The 18,856-nt window shown below is 41.0% G+C and carries 17 protein-coding genes and 1 pseudogene; 11 read left to right on the top strand and 7 right to left on the bottom strand.

The genetic code is table 11. From position 1 onward, the window contains the following. Nucleotides 1–5 precede the first annotated feature (5 nt). The 3 genes from lon to H5126_RS20030 all read left to right on the top strand — a co-directional run bounded on the left by lon (nucleotide 6) and on the right by H5126_RS20030 (nucleotide 4,922). On the top strand, nucleotides 6–2,375 hold the full coding sequence (gene lon / locus H5126_RS20040; protein ID WP_024596372.1) for an endopeptidase La: 2,370 nt from the start codon (nucleotides 6–8) through the stop codon (nucleotides 2,373–2,375). Between the two features lie 183 nt (nucleotides 2,376–2,558). Further along, nucleotides 2,559–2,849: an HU family DNA-binding protein gene (locus H5126_RS20035; protein WP_158000827.1), complete on the top strand. Its 291-nt coding sequence runs from the start codon at nucleotides 2,559–2,561 to the stop codon at nucleotides 2,847–2,849. Nucleotides 2,850–3,020: 171 nt separating this feature from the next. After that, nucleotides 3,021–4,922, top strand: coding sequence for a SurA N-terminal domain-containing protein (locus H5126_RS20030; protein ID WP_024606161.1), 1,902 nt, complete (start codon nucleotides 3,021–3,023; stop codon nucleotides 4,920–4,922). A gap of 54 nt (nucleotides 4,923–4,976) precedes the next feature. Here H5126_RS20030 and H5126_RS20025 read toward each other — a convergent pair. From H5126_RS20025 to pspF, 7 genes and pseudogenes are all read right to left on the bottom strand, one after another. Beyond that, nucleotides 4,977–5,448, bottom strand: a pseudogene (locus H5126_RS20025) (VOC family protein). Nucleotides 5,449–5,536: 88 nt separating this feature from the next. Then, on the bottom strand, nucleotides 5,537–6,298 hold the full coding sequence (locus H5126_RS20020; RefSeq protein ID WP_002958339.1) for an ATP-binding cassette domain-containing protein: 762 nt from the start codon (nucleotides 6,296–6,298) through the stop codon (nucleotides 5,537–5,539). Next, the gene (locus H5126_RS20015) at nucleotides 6,298–7,290 is read right to left on the bottom strand and encodes an oligopeptide/dipeptide ABC transporter ATP-binding protein (protein ID WP_002958338.1); all 993 of its coding nucleotides are present in this window, start codon (nucleotides 7,288–7,290) and stop codon (nucleotides 6,298–6,300) included. Before H5126_RS20015 ends, H5126_RS20020 begins: the two co-directional genes overlap by 1 nt. Next, entirely contained in the window at nucleotides 7,291–8,184 is an 894-nt protein-coding gene (locus tag H5126_RS20010) for an ABC transporter permease subunit (RefSeq protein WP_002958337.1), read from the bottom strand. Then, complete coding sequence (locus H5126_RS20005) at nucleotides 8,171–9,205, bottom strand: ABC transporter permease subunit (RefSeq protein WP_002958336.1); 1,035 nt, start codon at nucleotides 9,203–9,205, stop codon at nucleotides 8,171–8,173. Before H5126_RS20005 ends, H5126_RS20010 begins: the two co-directional genes overlap by 14 nt. Then, complete coding sequence (locus H5126_RS20000; RefSeq protein ID WP_024596506.1) at nucleotides 9,205–10,812, bottom strand: ABC transporter substrate-binding protein; 1,608 nt, start codon at nucleotides 10,810–10,812, stop codon at nucleotides 9,205–9,207. Before H5126_RS20000 ends, H5126_RS20005 begins: the two co-directional genes overlap by 1 nt. 15 nt (nucleotides 10,813–10,827) lie before the next feature. Continuing rightward, nucleotides 10,828–11,892: a phage shock protein operon transcriptional activator gene (pspF, locus tag H5126_RS19995; protein ID WP_182696380.1), complete on the bottom strand. Its 1,065-nt coding sequence runs from the start codon at nucleotides 11,890–11,892 to the stop codon at nucleotides 10,828–10,830. A 186-nt stretch (nucleotides 11,893–12,078) separates the two neighbouring features. Between pspF and pspA the strand changes: the two genes are divergently transcribed. The 8 genes from pspA (at nucleotide 12,079) to H5126_RS19955 (ending at nucleotide 18,694) form a co-directional block, all read left to right on the top strand. Then, nucleotides 12,079–12,738, top strand: a complete 660-nt coding sequence (gene pspA / locus H5126_RS19990; RefSeq protein WP_007376832.1) for a phage shock protein PspA — start codon at nucleotides 12,079–12,081, stop codon at nucleotides 12,736–12,738. Between the two features lie 72 nt (nucleotides 12,739–12,810). Further along, nucleotides 12,811–13,044 (top strand): envelope stress response membrane protein PspB, encoded by a 234-nt coding sequence (gene pspB, locus H5126_RS19985; protein ID WP_024596504.1) that lies wholly within the window; start codon nucleotides 12,811–12,813, stop codon nucleotides 13,042–13,044. Next, nucleotides 13,041–13,442: an envelope stress response membrane protein PspC gene (pspC, locus tag H5126_RS19980; RefSeq protein WP_024596503.1), complete on the top strand. Its 402-nt coding sequence runs from the start codon at nucleotides 13,041–13,043 to the stop codon at nucleotides 13,440–13,442. Before pspB ends, pspC begins: the two co-directional genes overlap by 4 nt. Before the next feature lie 63 nt (nucleotides 13,443–13,505). Beyond that, nucleotides 13,506–14,924 (top strand): YcjX family protein, encoded by a 1,419-nt coding sequence (locus tag H5126_RS19975; RefSeq protein WP_182696381.1) that lies wholly within the window; start codon nucleotides 13,506–13,508, stop codon nucleotides 14,922–14,924. After that, nucleotides 14,921–15,946 carry a TIGR01620 family protein gene (locus H5126_RS19970; RefSeq protein WP_149602329.1) on the top strand — a complete coding sequence of 342 codons (1,026 nt, stop codon included), beginning with the start codon at nucleotides 14,921–14,923 and terminating at the stop codon, nucleotides 15,944–15,946. The genes H5126_RS19975 and H5126_RS19970 overlap by 4 nt, the downstream gene beginning before the upstream one ends. Nucleotides 15,947–16,095: 149 nt before the next feature. Beyond that, nucleotides 16,096–17,277, top strand: a complete 1,182-nt coding sequence (gene megL, locus H5126_RS19965; RefSeq protein WP_182721333.1) for a methionine gamma-lyase — start codon at nucleotides 16,096–16,098, stop codon at nucleotides 17,275–17,277. Nucleotides 17,278–17,514: 237 nt separating this feature from the next. Next, nucleotides 17,515–18,312 carry a phenylalanine 4-monooxygenase gene (gene phhA / locus H5126_RS19960; protein WP_182721332.1) on the top strand — a complete coding sequence of 266 codons (798 nt, stop codon included), beginning with the start codon at nucleotides 17,515–17,517 and terminating at the stop codon, nucleotides 18,310–18,312. Nucleotides 18,313–18,349: 37 nt separating this feature from the next. Further along, on the top strand, nucleotides 18,350–18,694 hold the full coding sequence (locus H5126_RS19955) for a 4a-hydroxytetrahydrobiopterin dehydratase (protein ID WP_002958326.1): 345 nt from the start codon (nucleotides 18,350–18,352) through the stop codon (nucleotides 18,692–18,694). Nucleotides 18,695–18,856 lie beyond the last annotated feature (162 nt).

Genomic DNA, 18,856 nt, shown 5'->3' with positions numbered 1-18,856 from the left:
CTATAATGACGCTTGAGAGAACCGACCGAGTCGAAATCCCAGTCCTTGCACTGCGCGATGTTGTGGTATACCCGCACATGGTGATCCCGCTTTTTGTTGGCCGTGAAAAATCAATAAAATGCCTAGAAGCGGCAATGGACAAAGACAAACAAATTTTCTTGGTTGCACAAAAAGATGCAACTGTAGATGAACCAGAGCAAGATGATATTTATCGTATCGGTACTATTGCCACTGTACTTCAGTTATTAAAATTACCAGACGGTACAGTTAAAGTTTTAGTCGAAGGTACACAGCGCGCACAAATTGAAGAATTTGTAGATAACGATGACTTTTTTGTCGCTAATGCTCAATTTATTGAATCTGATTCTGTAGATGAACAAGAGCAAGATATTTTTATCCGAAGCGCAATTAGCCAGTTTGAAGGCTATGTAAAGCTAAATAAAAAAATTCCACCTGAAGTACTAACTTCGGTTTCAGGTATTGATGAGCCAGCACGTCTTGCCGACACAATGGCAGCGCATATGCCGCTTAAAGTACCTGAAAAACAAAAAGTGCTCGAAATTTCAAGTGTCACAGAACGTCTTGAATATTTAATGGCACTAATGGAAGGCGAAATAGACTTATTGCAAGTTGAGAAGAAAATTCGTACCCGCGTTAAAAAGCAGATGGAAAAATCTCAGCGCGAGTATTACCTCAATGAGCAAATGAAAGCCATTCAAAAAGAACTTGGTGAGCTTGATGATGTGCCTGATGAATTTGAAGCGCTTAAAAAGCGTATTGAAGATTCTGGCATGCCTGATGAAGCTAAAGAAAAGGCAACTACAGAGCTCAATAAGCTTAAAATGATGTCGCCAATGTCTGCAGAAGCGACTGTAGTGCGTTCATACATAGATACATTAATTAATGTGCCATGGAAAAAACGCTCTAAAGTGAAAAAAGACTTAGCAGGCGCACAAAAAATTCTTGATAGCGATCACCACGGCTTAGATAAAGTAAAAGAACGCATTATTGAGTACCTCGCAGTACAACAGCGTACTAATAAGCTCAAAGGGCCAATTTTATGTTTAGTTGGACCACCAGGTGTTGGTAAAACATCACTTGGGCAATCTATTGCACGTTCGACTGGTCGTAAGTATGTTCGTATGGCGCTTGGCGGCGTACGTGATGAAGCTGAGATTCGCGGTCATCGTCGTACATACATAGGTTCAATGCCAGGTAAGCTAATTCAAAACATGACAAAAGTGGGCGTTAAAAACCCATTATTCTTATTAGATGAAATCGATAAAATGTCATCGGACATGCGCGGCGACCCAGCATCAGCATTGTTAGAGGTGCTTGATCCGGAGCAAAACAGTCATTTTGCCGATCACTATCTTGAAGTCGATTACGATTTATCTGACGTTATGTTTGTAGCAACATCAAACAGCTTTAACATTCCTGGCCCATTATTGGACCGTATGGAAGTTATTCGCTTGTCGGGTTACACCGAAGATGAAAAGCTAAACATTGCAAAAGAGCACTTAATTACTAAACAAGTTAAACGTAACGGCTTAAAAGAGTCTGAAATAGTTATCGAAGACAGCGCAATTATTGGCATTATTCGTTATTACACACGTGAAGCGGGTGTACGTAACCTAGAGCGCGAAATTTCGAAACTATGTCGTAAAGCAGTTAAAAACATCTTACTTGAAAAAGACACTAAAATAGTGACCATCAATCAAGATAACCTAGAAGACTTTTTAGGTGTGCAGCGCTTTGACTATGGTAAAGCTGAAGATGGCGACCGTATTGGTCAAGTTACAGGCTTAGCATGGACAGAAGTTGGCGGTGATTTGCTAACAATTGAATGTGCGGCAGTGCCAGGTAAAGGCAAGTTAAGTTACACCGGTTCTCTTGGCGATGTAATGCAAGAGTCGATTCAAGCGGCAATGACGGTTGTGCGTAATCGAGCAGATACTTTCCGTATTAACAGCGACTTTTACGAAAAACGTGATATTCACGTACACGTACCTGAGGGCGCAACACCAAAAGATGGTCCTAGTGCGGGCGCAGCAATGGTAACGGGTCTTGTATCTAGCTTAACGGGTAATCCTGTACGAGCAGATGTTGCTATGACAGGTGAAATTACATTACGCGGTGAAGTACTTCCGATTGGTGGTTTAAAAGAGAAGTTATTAGCGGCGCATCGTGGTGGAATTAAAACAGTGATCATTCCAAAAATTAACGAACGTGACTTAAAAGAGATACCAGACAACGTGCTGGCAGGTCTTGATATTCACCCAGTTACTTGGATTGACGAGGTGTTAAAGCTTGCTTTAGTGCATCCTGTTGAGAGTTTTTCGGTCGAAACACCTAAAAACCAAGAAAAAACATAAAAAAAGTGCTTTTTAGGGCTTTTCAAATCTAAACGGTATGATAAGTTAAGCACTGGTTTTCAAGCCTAGCCCTTACGGGGCCTAGGCTTAAGAAAAATATAATCATGTGGGCATTAAAAGTTTGCTCTAAAATTTTCAAAAAAGTGATGTTAGTTTAAAAAACCATCGCTCTTGATAATAACAATGAAAGAGGATGATATTGTGAATAAATCTCAATTAATCGATCAAATCGCAGCTGATGCTGACATTTCTAAAGCGGCTGCAGGTCGTGCACTAGATTCATTCATCGAATCTGTATCTGGCGCGCTAAAAGATGGCGACTCAGTTGCACTTGTAGGTTTTGGTACTTTCTCAGTACGTGAACGTGCTGCACGTTCAGGCCGTAACCCGCAAACTGGTGAAACTATCCAAATTGCTGCTGCAACTATTCCAGCTTTCAAAGCCGGTAAAGCGCTTAAAGACGCAGTAAACTAATCACTGTTTTAAACACATTAGTTATGGCGAGTGTAAAGTTACTGATTCACCACAACAGATGAGTTAAGTAACTTTTCCGCCAGTTACTTCAAGTGAAAAAGCGTATCTGGTAAGATACGCTTTTTTTACATGTGACAAGGTAAAATACCTTGATCAAAAAGAGATAAACAAATGCTTGAGAAAATCAGAGAAGGTTCGCAAGGACCTGTAGCCAAAATAATTTTAGGCGCGGTGATTTTATCTTTTGCCTTAGCAGGGATCGGTAGTTACTTAGGTCAAACCACAGAACAACCCGTTGCTGAAGTAAATGGAATTAAAATTAGTCAAACCGATTTTAACCGTGCTTACCAAAATGAACGTAGCCGTTTAGAGCAACAATTTGGTGAATACTTTACACAAATTGCAGCTGATCCAAATTACATGGCACAAATTCGTCAAGGTGTAGTTGACCGCTTAGTACAACAAGAATTGCAATCACAGCTAGCGGCTGATTTAGGCCTTCGCGTAAGCGACGAAAGTGTACGTAAAACAATTTTAGAATTACCGTACTTTCAAATTGGTGAAAAATTTAATAACGACCGTTACCTACAAGTAATTCGTCAAATGAATTTTCAACCAGATGCTTTTCGTGAATATTTACGTAAAGATATGACACGCAGCCAGGTTGTATCTGCTGTTGCAGGTACAGACTTTGCTCTAGAGAGCGAGCTGAAAAGCGCAATTGCTCTTCAGCAGCAAACTCGTAGTATTGATTACGTAGTTGTAAACAAAGAGGCACTTGCCGCGAATGTTGAAGTATCAGATCAAGAAGTATCTGATTACTACGACTTAAACGCATCTCAATTTTTATCTCCAGAGCTTATCTCAGTAAGTTACATTGAGCTTAAAGCAGCAGATATCAATGTTGAATCGGTAACCGAGGATGACGTTAAAGCGTATTATGAGCAAAACAAAGCACAATACGTTGAGCCAGAAAAGCGTCGCGTATCACATATCTTAATTGATAACAGTGAAGACGATGATGCAGCAAAAGAAAAAGCCAATGCTCTTCATGCACAGCTAGAGCAAGGTGCAGACTTTGCTGAGTTAGCACAATCATCGTCTGACGATATCGTTAGTGGCGAAATGGGCGGCGATCTTGAGTGGATTGAGCGTGATGTAATGGACCCTGCATTTGAAGACGCGGCTTTCGCGCTTGAAAATAAAGGTGATATTTCTGACGTTGTTACTTCTGAGTTTGGTTATCACATAATTAAACTTACTGACATTCAACCACAACAAGTTAAAGCGTATGACGATGTTAAAGCTGACTTACGTGCTGAATTAGAACAAGCTGAAAAAATTGATGCATTTTACGAAAAGCAAACTGAAATGGGTGCACTTGCATTTGAAATTTCAGACCGCTTAGACGATGCTGCAGAAGTTGCTGAAGTGGAAGTTAAATCTACACCTCTTTTAGCACTTAATGCTCTACCAGAGCCGTTAAACAGCCCTGCAGTTGTCACAGCACTAACATCAGTTGATTTACTTGAAGATAAAGTAAATTCTGAAGTTATTGAGCTTGGCGATGAGCATGCAATCATTGTTCGTATTAACGAGCACAAAGCTGCTGCTACTAAGCCGTTAGACGAAGTAAGCGAGGAAATTAAAGCGCGTTTAGTGAATGAAAAATCATCAGAGCTTGCTAAAGAAAAGGCACGTAGCTTATTTGCAGAAGTACAAGCAGGTAAGAGCTTAAACGATGTTGCTAACGAGCAAAGCTTAACACTTCGCCAAGAAGCTAAGTTAACACGTCAAAGCTACACTGTTTCACCTGCTATTGTGACTCAAGCTTTTAAAATGGCTCACCCAGCGGATTCTGCGGTAGTCGATCTCGTTAATTTAAATAATGGTGATGCAGCAATTGTTGCGCTTAAGTCGGTAACGGATGCACAAGTTGCAGCTAATATTGACCCTCAAGCAAAACAAAGCATTACTATGGCGCAAGCTAATAAAAACTACATGGTATTTATTGAAGCGCTTAAAGCCAATGCTGAGCTTAACTTACCAACGGCTACACAAACTGTTGAGTAATTAATTTTAGCTCATAAAGAAAGGCGCTTTTAAAGCGCCTTTCTTTATTGTCTTTTAATTACCTCTGGCAATAAACTCAATCCGATTGCCGCTAGGCTCTCTTATCATCATATGTTGGGTTGGGCCGCTACCTAAGTTTTCGGGTGCAAACTCTATAATAATATTATTTTGCATTTTTAAGTGTTCATGTAGCTCGCTTAACTTTTTGATACTTTCAACACTGAGTGCTAAATGGTGTAAGCCCACATTTTCTGCTCGATTAAACTCCACACGTTTTGCATCGTTTTTCACGCGCCATAATGTAATGGTTATTTTATTGTTTGATAAAAAATAAGCAAGATAGGCTGGGTCATTCCCTAGCGTTTTAAAGCCAAGTACATCAGTAAAAAAATGCTTTGGATGCATCTAAGTTTGATACGGTTAAACCTAAATGATCAACGCCACCAACCCAATTTGTATCAGCAATAGCTGAGGCAGATAGAAGGAGTAATGGGGAAAGGCTAAGTAGTAACTTTTGTTTAAGCATGAGATCTCTTGTTAATTAAATACAATTAACAAGAAGACCTAGTTAAATACGGTTACCTTACAAAAAAGTTAGGTATTTATAATCTGCTTTAGCAGCTTAATAAACGCTGCGTTACTTTTGATTGAGGGTTTTGAAAAACATCTTCAGTAGGACCGTATTCAACCACTTCGCCTTTATCAAGTACAACTACAAAATCACTAATGTGACGTACTAAACTTAAATGATGAGTGATCATCACATACGTAAGGCCTGTATCGCGCTGCAGCTTAAGTAACAAGTTTACTATTTGCGCCCGTATAGAGGGATCTAAAGACGAAACAGCTTCATCAAGTACAATCACCTTAGGATCTAAAATTAATGCACGAGAAAACGCTACACGTTGTAACTGCCCCACGCTAAACATATGCGGGTAGTAGTGTTTATGATCGATTAACAAACCCACCTTAGAAAGCGTTGCATCAATCTTTTCAGTGCGTTCACTAGCATCAAGTTCAGTATTATATTGCAGGCAATCATCAAGCATTTCGCCAATGGTTAAGCCCGGGTTGAGCGATGCAGCAGAATCTTGAAAAATCATACGAATATGGCGACATTGATTATCGCGTACGCCATTATCTTCGATAATATTATTCTCGAGCAAAATTTGCCCGCTATCAGCGCTATCAGCTCCTGAAAGTAGTTTTGCCAACGTACTTTTACCTGCGCCTGTTTCGCCAATTATGGCAATGCTTTCACCTTTACCTACGCAAAATGAAATGTTTTTAAGGACTTCAAACTTTTTACGTGAAAAAAGCCCAGCTCGCACATTAAAGGTTTTACAAAGTGCTTGTACTTTTAACAGTGGTTGCATTACTTCATGTCCTTAATTAACGGGAAGTGACACGCATAACTATGACCATGATGCTTAGTTAGGGCTGGTGTAACCACACAGGCTTTTTGTGCTTGCGGACAACGCGGCCCAAGGCGACAGCCAATGGGCAAATGTTGCAGGGTAGGGATAGTCCCTTTAAGCGCATAAAAAGGTTCTTTATGTGCTAAGCCTTGCTCGTAGTCTGGCAAGCTTTTTAGTAATGCTTGCGTGTATGGATGGCGAGGCTGTTTAAATATTTCATGGGTTGGGCCTGCTTCAACCATTTGCCCGCAATATAAAACATGAATGCCATGCGACCAATGTGCAATCTCTTCCAGTTCATGAGAGATCATCAAAATAGACATGTTTTTAAGTTGATTTAAGCTTTTTAGTAACCTAAATACTTGTGCGCGAGTTGTGCTCTCAAGCGCTGTAGTGGGCTCATCAGCGATTAAAAGTTTAGGCGTGCGAGCAATGGCCATCGCAATCATTACTTTTTGACATACGCCTTCAGAGAGCTCATGAGGGTAACTACTTAGTACCGCTTCGTGGTTTTTAATACCCACCTTATGAATAAGCGCCTTTACTCTGTCTTTTCTCTCTCGGTTGCGTTTTAAAAAGAAACCTTTAGTTGCGACCTCTGGGAGTGTTTCGGCAATTTGGTCAAATATTTTAGCGGTTGGGTCAAGGCAGCGACTTGGGTCTTGATAGATCATCGCTATATCTTGGCTTACTATTTTACGGCGTTTCTCTGGGCTTAAACGCATTAAGTCTACGCCGCGCCAATGAATACGGTCGGCAGTAATATCCCAGCGCTCGTTTAATACACCAATAATCGCTTTTGCTATTAAGCTTTTGCCAGAGCCAGACTCGCCCACAAGCGCATGTACTTCACCTTCTTTTAAGCTAAAGCTCACTCTGTCTACAGCTCTAATTACAGTTTCAGAGGTACGTAGTTCAATTGTTAAGTTACGAACATCGAGTAATTGCATTTAATCAGCCTTACGTGCTTTTAGCACTTGTCGCAGGCCATCGCCTACTAAATTAGTAGATAACACGGCTAAAAATAACAGTACACCAGGTAGCGCTACAGTCCACGGCGCTAAATAAATAAGGCCTAGATTTTCGGCTAATATTGCGCCCCATTCGGTCGTTGGTGGCTGAGCCCCTAATTTTAAAAATCCCAGTGCTGAAATATCTAATATCGCAGTAGAAAGCGCCATCGTGAATATAACCACAATATGCTCATAAATATTAGGGAAAATACCGCGCGATATTATATGCCAATTAGATGCGCCATCGAGTCTAAACGCAGTAATGTAATCTTTACTTAATTCATCAACAATTAGGTTGCGCACCGAGTGAATAAATTGCGGTAGTAACGCTAAAATAATTGCCCATACGGTATTCATTAAACCAGGACCGAGTATGGCGATTATTATTATGGCCAATAACAAAGAAGGAATAGAAAGTGTTATATCAAGTAAATGATTTAAAAAGCTTGAACGCAACCCTTTACTAATCCCTGCAAAAGTCCCCACTAATACACCAAACAGGGTCGTGATTAGGGCAGCTACAACAGAAAGTCCAAACGTATATGTTGCACCATTCATTAAGCGCGAGAGTACATCACGGCCTAAATCATCGGTGCCTAAAATAAAGCGTACATCGCCCATTTCTCGCCATGAGGGCGGTATGAGTAGTGCATCACTATGCTGTTGGTTTACGCCATAGGGCGCTAAAAAAGGAGCTGTGGCGGCCAATAATGCAAACGCCATAAATATCCATAAACCAACCAAAGCTGGGTGATTGTTTTTAAATTTGCGCCAAAATCGCGCAAGTGGCGATTTATTCGACTCTTCAGAAAATAAATTAAACTTTGCCATGGGCCTGATTCCGCGAGAGTGGATCGAATAAAGTGTAAGTAAGCTCAGCTGTAATAGAGGCTAAAATAACAAATAAAGACACCGCCATTAATCCGCCTTGAATTGCAGGAAAGTCGCGCTGATAAATACTATCGATTAACCATCGGCCAATACCCGGCCAAGAAAAAATAACTTCAGTAATCATCGCAAGTGTTATCAAGGTGCTAAATTGCAAACCAATTTGCTTAATTACCGGTAGTAGAGCATTACGCAGTGCATGGTGCATGATAAGTTGACGGCGGTTAAGGCCTTTTGCCCTAGCTGTTTTAATAAAGTTTTGATCCATTACCTTAAGCATAGACTCGCGAGTAAAGCGCACTAATACCGTGGTTGGATACATGGCCAATACAATAGTAGGGAGTGTTAAATGACGCAGCGCATCAACAAAGGCCATCCCTTTATATGGAAATCCAGCTAGAGCAATATCAATTAATATAAACCCTGTACTGGCGGGTATTTCGTAAAGGAGGCCCATTCTGCCCGACATAGGAAACCAGCCAAGCTTTAATGAAAAAACCATTATTAACAACAATGCGAGCCAAAACACAGGCATTGAATAACCTACCATAGTGACAGAGTTTATAAGTTTGTCGGGCCAGCGTTTATGATAGCCAGAGCCTAAAATGCCAGTAGGTACACCAATAACAACCGATACAATTAATGCATATACGCTTAGCTCTAAAGTAGCCGGTAGTAAGTCAATAATATGGCTAAACACGCTGTTACCAGAGGCAAATGAAAGCCCCCAATCGCCTTGAAATATTCTCCCTAAAAAGGCAATGTATTGCATAAAGTAATTGCTGTTGTATAAATATTTATCCTCAAGCTCACTATGCTGTGCAAAGTTACCACTTGGTATGCCACTTAAATTACTTAGCGGATCACCGGGAAATAAATACGCCAGTGAAAACGTAAATACGCTGAGCATTAGTATCATAAAAAAGAACAAACCAAGGCGACGTAAAATATAATCTAAGATCATTATTTTTTCCTCGCATTAGCAAGCGAAATAGCACCAAACGGGCCAAGTGTTATGCCTTCCACATCAGCGCTACTTGCTTGAAAGCGCAAGCCATGAGCAATTGGTAATAACGGCAACTCTTTAATAATTAAGCTTTGTGCATCTTCGTAGTATTTTTTACGTTTGTTTAAATCAGTGGTGTCTAGTGCTTTAGTAAGCAATAAATCAAATTGGGGATTACACCAGTTTGCAGGGTTTTTGCCACTAAAAGTAGCGGTGCAACTCAGCAGCGGGCTAAAAAAGTTATCAGGGTCGGGTGTATCTGCGGCCCAACCAAGTAATACACTGTCGTGCCTATGCTCGCCAATACGTTGAATAAACGTATTCCACTCATATTCTACAATACTGACGTTAACGCCTACTTTGCGTAAATCACTTTGCATAAGCTCAGCCATTTTACGTGCATTGGGATTATAAATACGACTCACAGGCATAGCCCATATCGTCATATCAAAGCCATTAGGCAACCCTGCTTCAATAAGTAATTTTTTAGCAAGTTCTGGATCAAACGTAGGTATATCTTCTTGTGGCTCAAATGCCCAAGAGGTTGGCGGCAAAATAGATTGTGCGCGAGTACCGTTACCGTAATAAACCGCCTGCATTATTTTATCTACATCTATTGCGTGCGCAAGCGCTTGGCGTACGCGTAAGTCGTCAAACGGAGCACGCTCTGTATTAAATGCCCAATAACCTATGTTTAAGTTTGTTTCTTTTTCGACGTTTATATCATCGCGTTGCGCTAAAATGCTCAATTGTGCACTACTTGGATGAGCCGTTACATCGCACTCTTTAGTCAGCATTTTTGCTATGCGCGTAGTGCCGTTAGGGGTTATATCGTAAACCAATTGCTCAAGTGCAACGTCATGCTTCCAATAAAGTGGGTTACGGTAAAAGCGCACAAGATGATCTCGGCGGTATTCTTTATAAATATACGGGCCGGTGCCAATAGGGTACTGATCAAATAAGTTTTTTTGATTATTTTTCTTAAGTTTCATGGCGTATTCTTCTGAAAGCACCACGGCAAAGTCGGTAGCCATATTAGCTAAAAAACTACTTTCAGGATTAAACAATTCAAAACGGACTTGGTAGTCAGACACGCGCACAATTTTGCGAATAAGTTGATCAATTCCTACACTTTGAAAATACGGGTAATCGGCATCGCCCACAAAGTGATATGGATTATATACATCGAATAATCGGCTAAAGGTGAATATAACGTCGTCGGCGTTAAAGTCCCGCGATGGGGTAAAATAAGAAGTTGTATGAAACTTTACATCTTTACGCAGGGTAAAGGTAACCGATTTACCATCTTTGCTAATTTTCCAATCGGTCGCCAGCTCACTTTGAAACTCTGCCGTAACAGGGTCAATGCTAATTAAGCGGTCGTATAATTGGTTAGCAATTATATCAATAGTTGAACCGGTGGTCGTGACTTGCGGATTAAACGACACAGGGTTAGCTTCAGCGCAATAAACTAAGCCTTGGTTTTTTTCTTCTATGATTTCTTCTTTGCTATCAAGGCAACCAACTAAAGTGGTGGTAAGCAAAACAAGTAATAATTTATGCACCCGCATAACCTCTGACTATTGTTGATCCAACAAGTTGTATTTTTTAAGATAACCACGTAATTGATGATACGTTAAACCAAGTACTTCTGCAGTTTTCTTTTGATTAAATTGGCTATGTTCGAGTGCTTTATTAATCATGTTTATTTCAAAGTCGTTTGAATGCTCTTTTAAGCTGCACGGAAATTGAATATCGACGGCTACATTACTGCTTGCTTGAGTAACCGGCGGCGTAACAACAATAGGCTCTGCATTAACCGTTTGAGCCGCTACAGGTGCTTTAATACGCGCTTTTGGTCTAAATGGGCTATCGAATGGGTCTAAAATAATCTGGTGAACGGGAATATGTTCACTACCGTGGCGATACAAACTGCGTTCAACCACATTTTTAAGTTCACGAATATTACCAGGCCAATCATAACTAAGCAGTGTTTCTGTTGCGCTTCGGGTAAAGCCGCTAAACAGTTCCCACTCTAAATCGCGCGCCATGTTCATCGCAAACTGCTCAGCAAGAAGCATAATATCGTCTTGGCGTTCGCGCAGTGGTGGTAGGGTAATTACATCAAAGGCAAGGCGATCGAGTAAATCACTTCTAAATTCACCTTGCTCGGCCAAATAAGGAAGATCTTCGTTTGTCGCACACACTAAGCGGGTATCTACTTTTACAGTTTGTTTGCCGCCAACACGTTCAAACTCACCGTATTCTATAACGCGCAGCAGTTTTTCTTGTACCATAGCTGAGGTATTAGCTAATTCATCTAAAAACAGTGTGCCGCTGTTAGCGCGTTCAAAACGACCTTCGTGACGTTTACTTGCCCCCGTAAAAGCACCGCTTTCGTGGCCAAATAACTCACTTTCGAGTAGGTTTTCGTTAAGCGCTGCACAGTTAAGCTTTACGTAGTTTTGATCCCAGCGTTTTGATAAAAAGTGTAAGCGTGCTGCTATTAGCTCTTTACCTGTGCCGCGTTCACCAATAATAAGTACCGGTTTATCTAAATTAGCCAGTTGCGATACCTGATCTAATACAGACAGAAAGCTATCTGATTGGCCGAGTAAATTATCCTGTTGGCGATATTGGCTCATATTTCCTAACTCTTGGTCATTTTTACTAACAGTTAGTGTATTTCATAATTAGGGATAACTAAAGAAATTTGTATATTTAGTTTAACGTAATGAAAATAAAGTGTATTTTAACTTTTAAAAAGTTGGCAAGCATATTGATACTAGTTATAGCAGACTAACTAAGTTTTAATTACAGAGGTAAATGTTATGGGAATTTTTTCACGTTTTGCAGATATTGTTAATTCTAATATCAACGCCATTTTAGATAAAGCAGAAGACCCAGAAAAAATGGTTCGTCTGATTATTCAAGAAATGGAAGATACGCTTGTTGAAGTACGTTCTACATCAGCTAAAACATTGGCTGAGAAAAAAGAAATTGTACGCCGCTTAGATACACTTAAAGCGCAGGTAAGTGATTGGCAAGATAAAGCCGAACTGGCTTTAAGTAAAGACCGCGACGATTTAGCGCGTTCAGCCTTACTTGAAAAGCAAAAGTCGGCAGATGCAGTTGCTTCAGTAGCGAGTGAGCTTGAACATGTAGAGTCTCATATTGAGAAATTACAGCAAGAAGTAACGACGCTACAAGAAAAGCTAGCAGATGCTAAATCTCGTCAAAAAGCGATTATACTTCGCCAACGTTCGGCTGAGTCGCGCCTTGAAGTGAAAAAGACACTTGATAGCTCAAAAGTAGAAGAAGCACTTAACCGCTTTGAACGTTACGAAACCAAAATTGATGGACTAGAATCTCAAATTGAGTCGTACGATTTAGGTAAAAAGACGTTAGCGGATGAAATTGCTAATCTACAAAAAAATGAAAAGATAGATGATGAGCTAGCCGAACTTAAAAAGAAGTTAGCTGATAAATAATTACATATAAAAATATATGGGGCCCTTGTGCCCCAGCTTAAAAACATCAAAACGGATTGTCAGGAGAGGATTATGTTTGATCCAGAGATATTAGTTGCACCATTTATCTTGTTTATGATTTTTGTTGCTCCGCTGTGGCTAATTTTGCACTACCGTAGCAAGAAACAAGTAAGCCAAGGTTTAAGTGAGCACGAACATCGCCAATTACTTGAGCTTGCACACAAAGCTGAAAAAATGGCTGATCGATTAGAAACACTTGAAGCATTGCTTGATCAAGAGTCACCACAATGGAGACGCAAAGTATGAGTGCCAAACGCGAATTATTAAGAGACCCACAACGCGGTAAAATAGCCGGTGTGTGTGCGGGATTAAGTGACTACTTTAATATGGAGTTATGGTTAGTTCGCATTATATTTGTTAGTGCGGTACTGCTAACGGGTGGCCCATTATTTGTGGTAGCGTATATTGCAGCCTGGTTCATTTTAGATAAAAAAGAGCCCGCAACAGCGCAAACAAAAAGCTCAACTAAAACTGATGATCCGCTAGAAGTAAAATTTAAAGTATGGCAAAAAGGCGAGCCGCCGCGCCGCGCATTGCAAGATTTAAAAGAGCGTTTAACGCGTGTAGATACTCGCCTTCAAGATATGGAGCGCCATGTAACTTCAAGCGAGTTTACGGTGAGCCGTGAAATTAACAAACTATAAAGGATTTAATAGCACCTTATTTGCAGCGTGATAAATTACGGCAAATTAGGTGCAAGACACTTTATGAGCCAATCATTTGCAAAAAAGACCTTTAAAAGCATTAAAGGCAAAGCACAAAAAGCCCTTCATCGCAGTTTAGACCAACACGTAAAGCTTGCCGTAACTGGCCTAAGTGGTAGTGGTAAAACTGCCTTTATTACCGCGCTTGTTAAACACTTAACAACCCAAGCGGACGATAAAAACTTACCTTTTTTTGATGTAATGCGCGAGCACCGCCATGTGGCCACTAAAGTTGTGCCGCAAGAGGCGTTAAAAGTCCCTACGTTTAATTACCCTCGAGCACTCAATACTTTATTACCCAGCGATGGGATGCCTACATGGCCTGCATCTACCGAGCGTATTAATACGCTGCGCTTGGCAATAAAGTATCAAAGTAATGCAGGGCTGCGCGGCCACTTTTCACCGCAATCAACGCTTTATTTAGATATTATTGACTACCCGGGTGAATGGCTCCTTGATTTACCTATGCTTGAGCAAAGCTATTCTCAATGGTGCGAGCAGCAATATCCGTTATTAACTCAGCCTTCGCGCGTAAACACATCAAGTGATTTTTTAATGGCCGTTGAGCAACTTGACTTAAACGCTCCCGTTGATGAAAACGCACTTGCTCATATTGCTCAGCTTTATCAAAGCATGTTAGTCGGGCTTAAAAAAGACACCAAACTTGCCATGTTACAACCTGGGCGCATGCTAATGCCTGGCGACCTACAAGGCGCGCCATTGTTATTGTTTTTTCCGGTATCGGGTGAAATAAACAGTGACGATGTCGTTGCGGGTTCTAATTTAGCGCATTTAATTAAGCGTTTTAACGCCTATATAAAAGAAGTCGTAAAACCATTTTATAATGAGCATTTTAGGCACTTTGATCGCCAAATTGTACTTGTAGATGTACTTAGTGCATTAAACGAAGGGCACGAAACACTCCAAGAGCAAAGCAGTGTAATAAACCAATTACTCGCACATTTTAACTATGGCGAGTCGGGCTTTTTTAAACGTTTATTTAAGCCCAACATAGACAAAATATTATTTGCAGCTAATAAATCAGATCACATAAGTGCTAAGCACCATAAAGATTTAGCACTGCTACTTGATTCGCTCGTGCATGAGCAAAGTAATCATTTAAAGTTTGATGGTGTAAAAATAGAAACCATGGCCATGTCGTCAATTACAGCAACGCAACCGCGCCAAATTACCGACAAAGGCCAAACGCTTGACTGCATTTACGGTAAACCATTACACGAGCCTGATTGGCTTACGTATCTACCGCCGCAACCACCCTCGCGGATGCTTAATAAAAATGAGTGGCCAGCACAGGGATTTGAGTTTTTATCGTTCTCTCCAATGCCGAGCCCCGATAAACAACTAAAACATATTCGATTAGATCATGTCATGCAGTACCTGCTAGGAGACAAATTAACATGAGTGAGTCAAACCAACCATTTCAAGCAGGGCGTCGTATAGATACGCAAAGCATTGAGCAAAACGAACCCGTTTTAGCACCTGCAAAAATTATTCAGCACGGACAAAGTGATTACGAAGAACTTGAAGATGAAGCACTAGAGCCAGAAATAGATCTGGAGCCTGTGTACAAAAAGTCAAAGTGGCAAACGCTTAAAGGTGTTTTTGCTATTAGTTTTATAGTACTGGTGCTTTTAGAGTTTGCGTACTCATTATTATTTGCTTTCGAGCAGTCAATTATTTTAGGCAGTGTTTATTTAACTGCGGTTGTAAGTGGCGTGCTGCTAATTGGGCGCTTATTGTGGCGAGAGTACCGAATGCTGCGCAGTTTAAAGCGTAACCAATTGCACCGAGTTGAAGCCGACAGGCTTTTAAACAGCGAGCAAGTAGGCGGTGCATTACCTTGGCTCGAAAAGCTTAATAAACACCAAGAGCTTGATAACTTTGAAACCTTTAAAAACCAAGTAGCGATGCATCACAGCGACAAAGAAATAATGACGCTGTACGCCAATAGTTTATTAATAACCCAAGACACCAAAGCTAAAAAGCTTATAAATCGTTTTGCGACTGAATCTGCACTGCTAGTTGCCCTAAGCCCACTTGCGCTGGTGGATATGATGGCTGTGCTTTGGCGCGGTACTAAGTTAATAGAACAAATTGGTAAAATTTACGGCATTGGTTTTGGCTACGCGAGCCGTATAAAGTTATACCGTATGCTGATAAAACAAGTAATGTTTGTTGGCAGCGCAGAGCTTGTATCTGACCTTGCTGCAACTGCACTAAGTGCTGAGCTTTTAGGTAAGCTTTCGGGGCGGGCTGCGCAAGGGGTCAGTGCTGGTATTTTTACAGCGCGTATTGGTTACAAAGCAATGGAGCTTAGTCGCCCATTACCACGGCTTGAAAACAAACGCAGCTTACTAAAAGGCACTGTGCAAAGCATCGCAGGTAAAATTATGAGCCGTAAAAAGGCTGAGCCAACACACTAGATTAGCAGTGGCAATATTTGTGTACAAACGTGCGCTGCACGGTTTTTACACAAATAGCCATCTGAGCATCCGGCATGCTTGCTGTTTGTAAGCGCATACGTTTTGATTGTTGAATCGCAAAAACATAATAATCAAAAAATGAGCCTACAATGAGCAAGCATCATATAAACACCCAGTGTATTCACGGACCACAAAAAGCAAACGACCCGCACGGCGCACTTACTTCTCCTTTGTATCAAACCTCGACCTTTCATTTTGAAAATGCCGCACAAGGTGCTGCGCGTTTTGCAGGCGACGAACCTGGCTATATTTATACGCGTTTAGGAAACCCCACAACCACAGAGCTTGAGCAAAAAGTTGCTCAACTAGAGAGTTGTGAAGCAGCTGCTGCAACCGCAACAGGTATGGGGGCCGTATCTGCCTCAGTACTGAGTTTTTTATCGCAAGGAGATCACCTTGTTGCCTCAAGTGCTTTATATGGTTGTACCTTTGCGTTTTTCTCGCATATGTTGCCGCGCTGGGGAATCGAAGTCACTTTTGTTGATATGACCAACGAGGACGAACTACGCGCTGCCATCAAACCTAATTCAAAAATGATATTTGTAGAAACGCCAATTAATCCCACTATGGCGGTTATTGATTTGGCACTTATTGGCGCAGTTGCTAAAGAGCACAACTTAATTAGTGTGGTCGACAACACCTTTTTAACGCCGCTACTGCAATCGCCTAAAAAATACGGTATCGACATTATAATGCACAGTGCGACCAAGTACTTAAACGGCCACGGAGATGTAGTTGCCGGTATTGTATGTGGATCGTTTGAGCACATAACACACATTAAAATGACCGTACTAAAAGATATTGGTGCAACCATAAGCCCACACGATGCATGGCTAATTAATCGAGGCCTAAAAACACTCGCTATTAGAATAGAGCGCCATTGTCAAAGCGCACAAACAATAGCGCAATATCTAGAGGCTCACCCACAAGTAAGCACCGTATATTACTCGGGGCTTAAATCGCACCCAGGTTATAAGTTTATTGGTAATCAAATGAAAGCCGCTGGTGGTGTTATTGCGTTTGAAATAAAAGGCACGCTACAAGATGGCGCTCAATTTATTGATAGTATGAAACTTTGTACACTTGCAGTAAGCCTCGGCGACGCTGAAACACTAATTCAGCATCCTGCATCTATGACTCACTCGCCTTATACGCCAGAGGAGCGAGCCGCCGCTGGAATAAGTGATGGGCTGATCAGGCTCTCGGTTGGGCTTGAAGATGTTAACGACATTATTAGTGATTTAGACCAAGCTTTTACTAAAATTGGTTAGGTGTATTTAATTGTGTACACATAAAAACAAGCTACAGACCTTTATTTAAAGGGCTGTATTTTTAATGTGCCATAGCTGTAATTTTAACTTTACAATGTAAGTGATCGCGCCAAATACTGATGTTAGCCTATCTATTAAACTTTTCTTCACTTTTGCATAGTATGGGGTCATTCGATATTCATTAGGTTTGAGTATCACACTGACACCGATTTAGGGCTCACACCCAAGAAGGTACTTATGGCTAAAGCAAGTAAATACACATCCAAAACACCAGACGAAAATGGTGTTATACACTGGAGTGATGAAGAAAATAAAATTTGGTCTGAGCTTGTAGCGCGTCAACTTGCATGCATTGAAGGCAAAGCCTGCGATGAGTACATGCAAGGGTTAAAAAAGATTAACCTGCCGCACGATCGTATTCCGCAGTTAAGCGAACTAAACGAAGTGTTACTAGCCACTACCGGTTGGCAAGTCGCGCCAGTACCTGCGCTTATCGACTTTGATGAGTTTTTTAGATTACTGGCAAACAAGCAGTTTCCGGTAGCTACATTTATTCGTAGCCGCGAAGAATTTGACTACCTACAAGAGCCAGATATTTTTCATGAAATATTTGGCCATTGCGCCATGCTAACTAACCCTGACTTTGCCGAGTTTACGCATAAGTACGGACAATTAGGTTACGCAGCGCAGAAAAAGGAACGTGTATACCTTGCGCGTATATACTGGTTTACAGTTGAATTTGGTTTAATGCAAACCGAAGACGGCCTGCGTATTTACGGCGGCGGTATTTTATCAAGCCCAGGTGAAACTCAGTACGTATACTCAAACACGCCAGAAATCAGCCCAATGAATGTGCTTGATGTACTGCGTACGCCGTACCGTATTGATATTATGCAGCCACAGTACTACACCATAAATTCGATTCATGATCTGTTTGATATATCGCAAATGGATATTATGACTTTGGTTGAGCGAGCTAAAGAGCTTGGCTTGCACGACCCAAAATTTCCACCAAAAGAAAAATTAGCCAGTTAAACATTAATGCTAAAAAAGCTAAAAGTAAGGATTTAGAATGTCTTCATTAAGTGCACAAAAATGCGAAGCCTGTCACGTAGATGCGCCAAAAGTATCTGACGAAGAGTTAGCACAATTAATTACTAAAATCCCAGACTGGGTACCAGAAGTACGCGACGGCATTATGCAGCTTGAGCGTGTTTATAAATTTAAAAACTTCAAACAGGCTATCGCGTTTACTAACAAAGTAGGCGACATGGCAGAAGACGAAGGCCATCACCCAGGTTTATTAACCGAGTGGGGCAAAGTAACGGTTACATGGTGGAGCCATTCAATTAAAGGCCTACACAAAAACGATTTTATTTGCGCAGCTAAAACAGACGACGTATTTAACGCGCTGTAGTTAAAAATTAATTGAGCGAACTAAAAAGGCACTTTTCAGCTGTCTCTTGATCACAAGTCTGACTCAAGAGATTTTGCTAAATCGTAGCCTTCCAGGATGGCTTGTAACTTAAGCCATCCTTGCCATAACACTTTCACAGATGCACGCCCTGTGCGCTTGGTA

The sequence above is a fragment of the Pseudoalteromonas sp. SG45-3 genome (assembly GCF_014164075.1).
GTDB lineage: Bacteria > Pseudomonadota > Gammaproteobacteria > Enterobacterales > Alteromonadaceae > Pseudoalteromonas > Pseudoalteromonas distincta.
The sequence above is the reverse complement of the archived record's forward strand: the minus strand, read 5'-3'. Positions and strand labels throughout refer to the sequence as shown.

Coding starts and splice junctions, on each gene's coding strand:
- lon (WP_024596372.1), top strand. CDS start 6: ATGACGCTTGAGAGAACCGACCGAGTCGAAATCCCAGTCCTTGCACTG.
- H5126_RS20035 (WP_158000827.1), top strand. CDS start 2,559: ATGAAAGAGGATGATATTGTGAATAAATCTCAATTAATCGATCAAATC.
- H5126_RS20030 (WP_024606161.1), top strand. CDS start 3,021: ATGCTTGAGAAAATCAGAGAAGGTTCGCAAGGACCTGTAGCCAAAATA.
- H5126_RS20020 (WP_002958339.1), bottom strand. CDS start 6,298: ATGCAACCACTGTTAAAAGTACAAGCACTTTGTAAAACCTTTAATGTG.
- H5126_RS20015 (WP_002958338.1), bottom strand. CDS start 7,290: ATGCAATTACTCGATGTTCGTAACTTAACAATTGAACTACGTACCTCT.
- H5126_RS20010 (WP_002958337.1), bottom strand. CDS start 8,184: ATGGCAAAGTTTAATTTATTTTCTGAAGAGTCGAATAAATCGCCACTT.
- H5126_RS20005 (WP_002958336.1), bottom strand. CDS start 9,205: ATGATCTTAGATTATATTTTACGTCGCCTTGGTTTGTTCTTTTTTATG.
- pspF (WP_182696380.1), bottom strand. CDS start 11,892: ATGAGCCAATATCGCCAACAGGATAATTTACTCGGCCAATCAGATAGC.
- pspA (WP_007376832.1), top strand. CDS start 12,079: ATGGGAATTTTTTCACGTTTTGCAGATATTGTTAATTCTAATATCAAC.
- pspB (WP_024596504.1), top strand. CDS start 12,811: ATGTTTGATCCAGAGATATTAGTTGCACCATTTATCTTGTTTATGATT.
- pspC (WP_024596503.1), top strand. CDS start 13,041: ATGAGTGCCAAACGCGAATTATTAAGAGACCCACAACGCGGTAAAATA.
- H5126_RS19975 (WP_182696381.1), top strand. CDS start 13,506: ATGAGCCAATCATTTGCAAAAAAGACCTTTAAAAGCATTAAAGGCAAA.
- H5126_RS19970 (WP_149602329.1), top strand. CDS start 14,921: ATGAGTGAGTCAAACCAACCATTTCAAGCAGGGCGTCGTATAGATACG.
- megL (WP_182721333.1), top strand. CDS start 16,096: ATGAGCAAGCATCATATAAACACCCAGTGTATTCACGGACCACAAAAA.
- phhA (WP_182721332.1), top strand. CDS start 17,515: ATGGCTAAAGCAAGTAAATACACATCCAAAACACCAGACGAAAATGGT.
- H5126_RS19955 (WP_002958326.1), top strand. CDS start 18,350: ATGTCTTCATTAAGTGCACAAAAATGCGAAGCCTGTCACGTAGATGCG.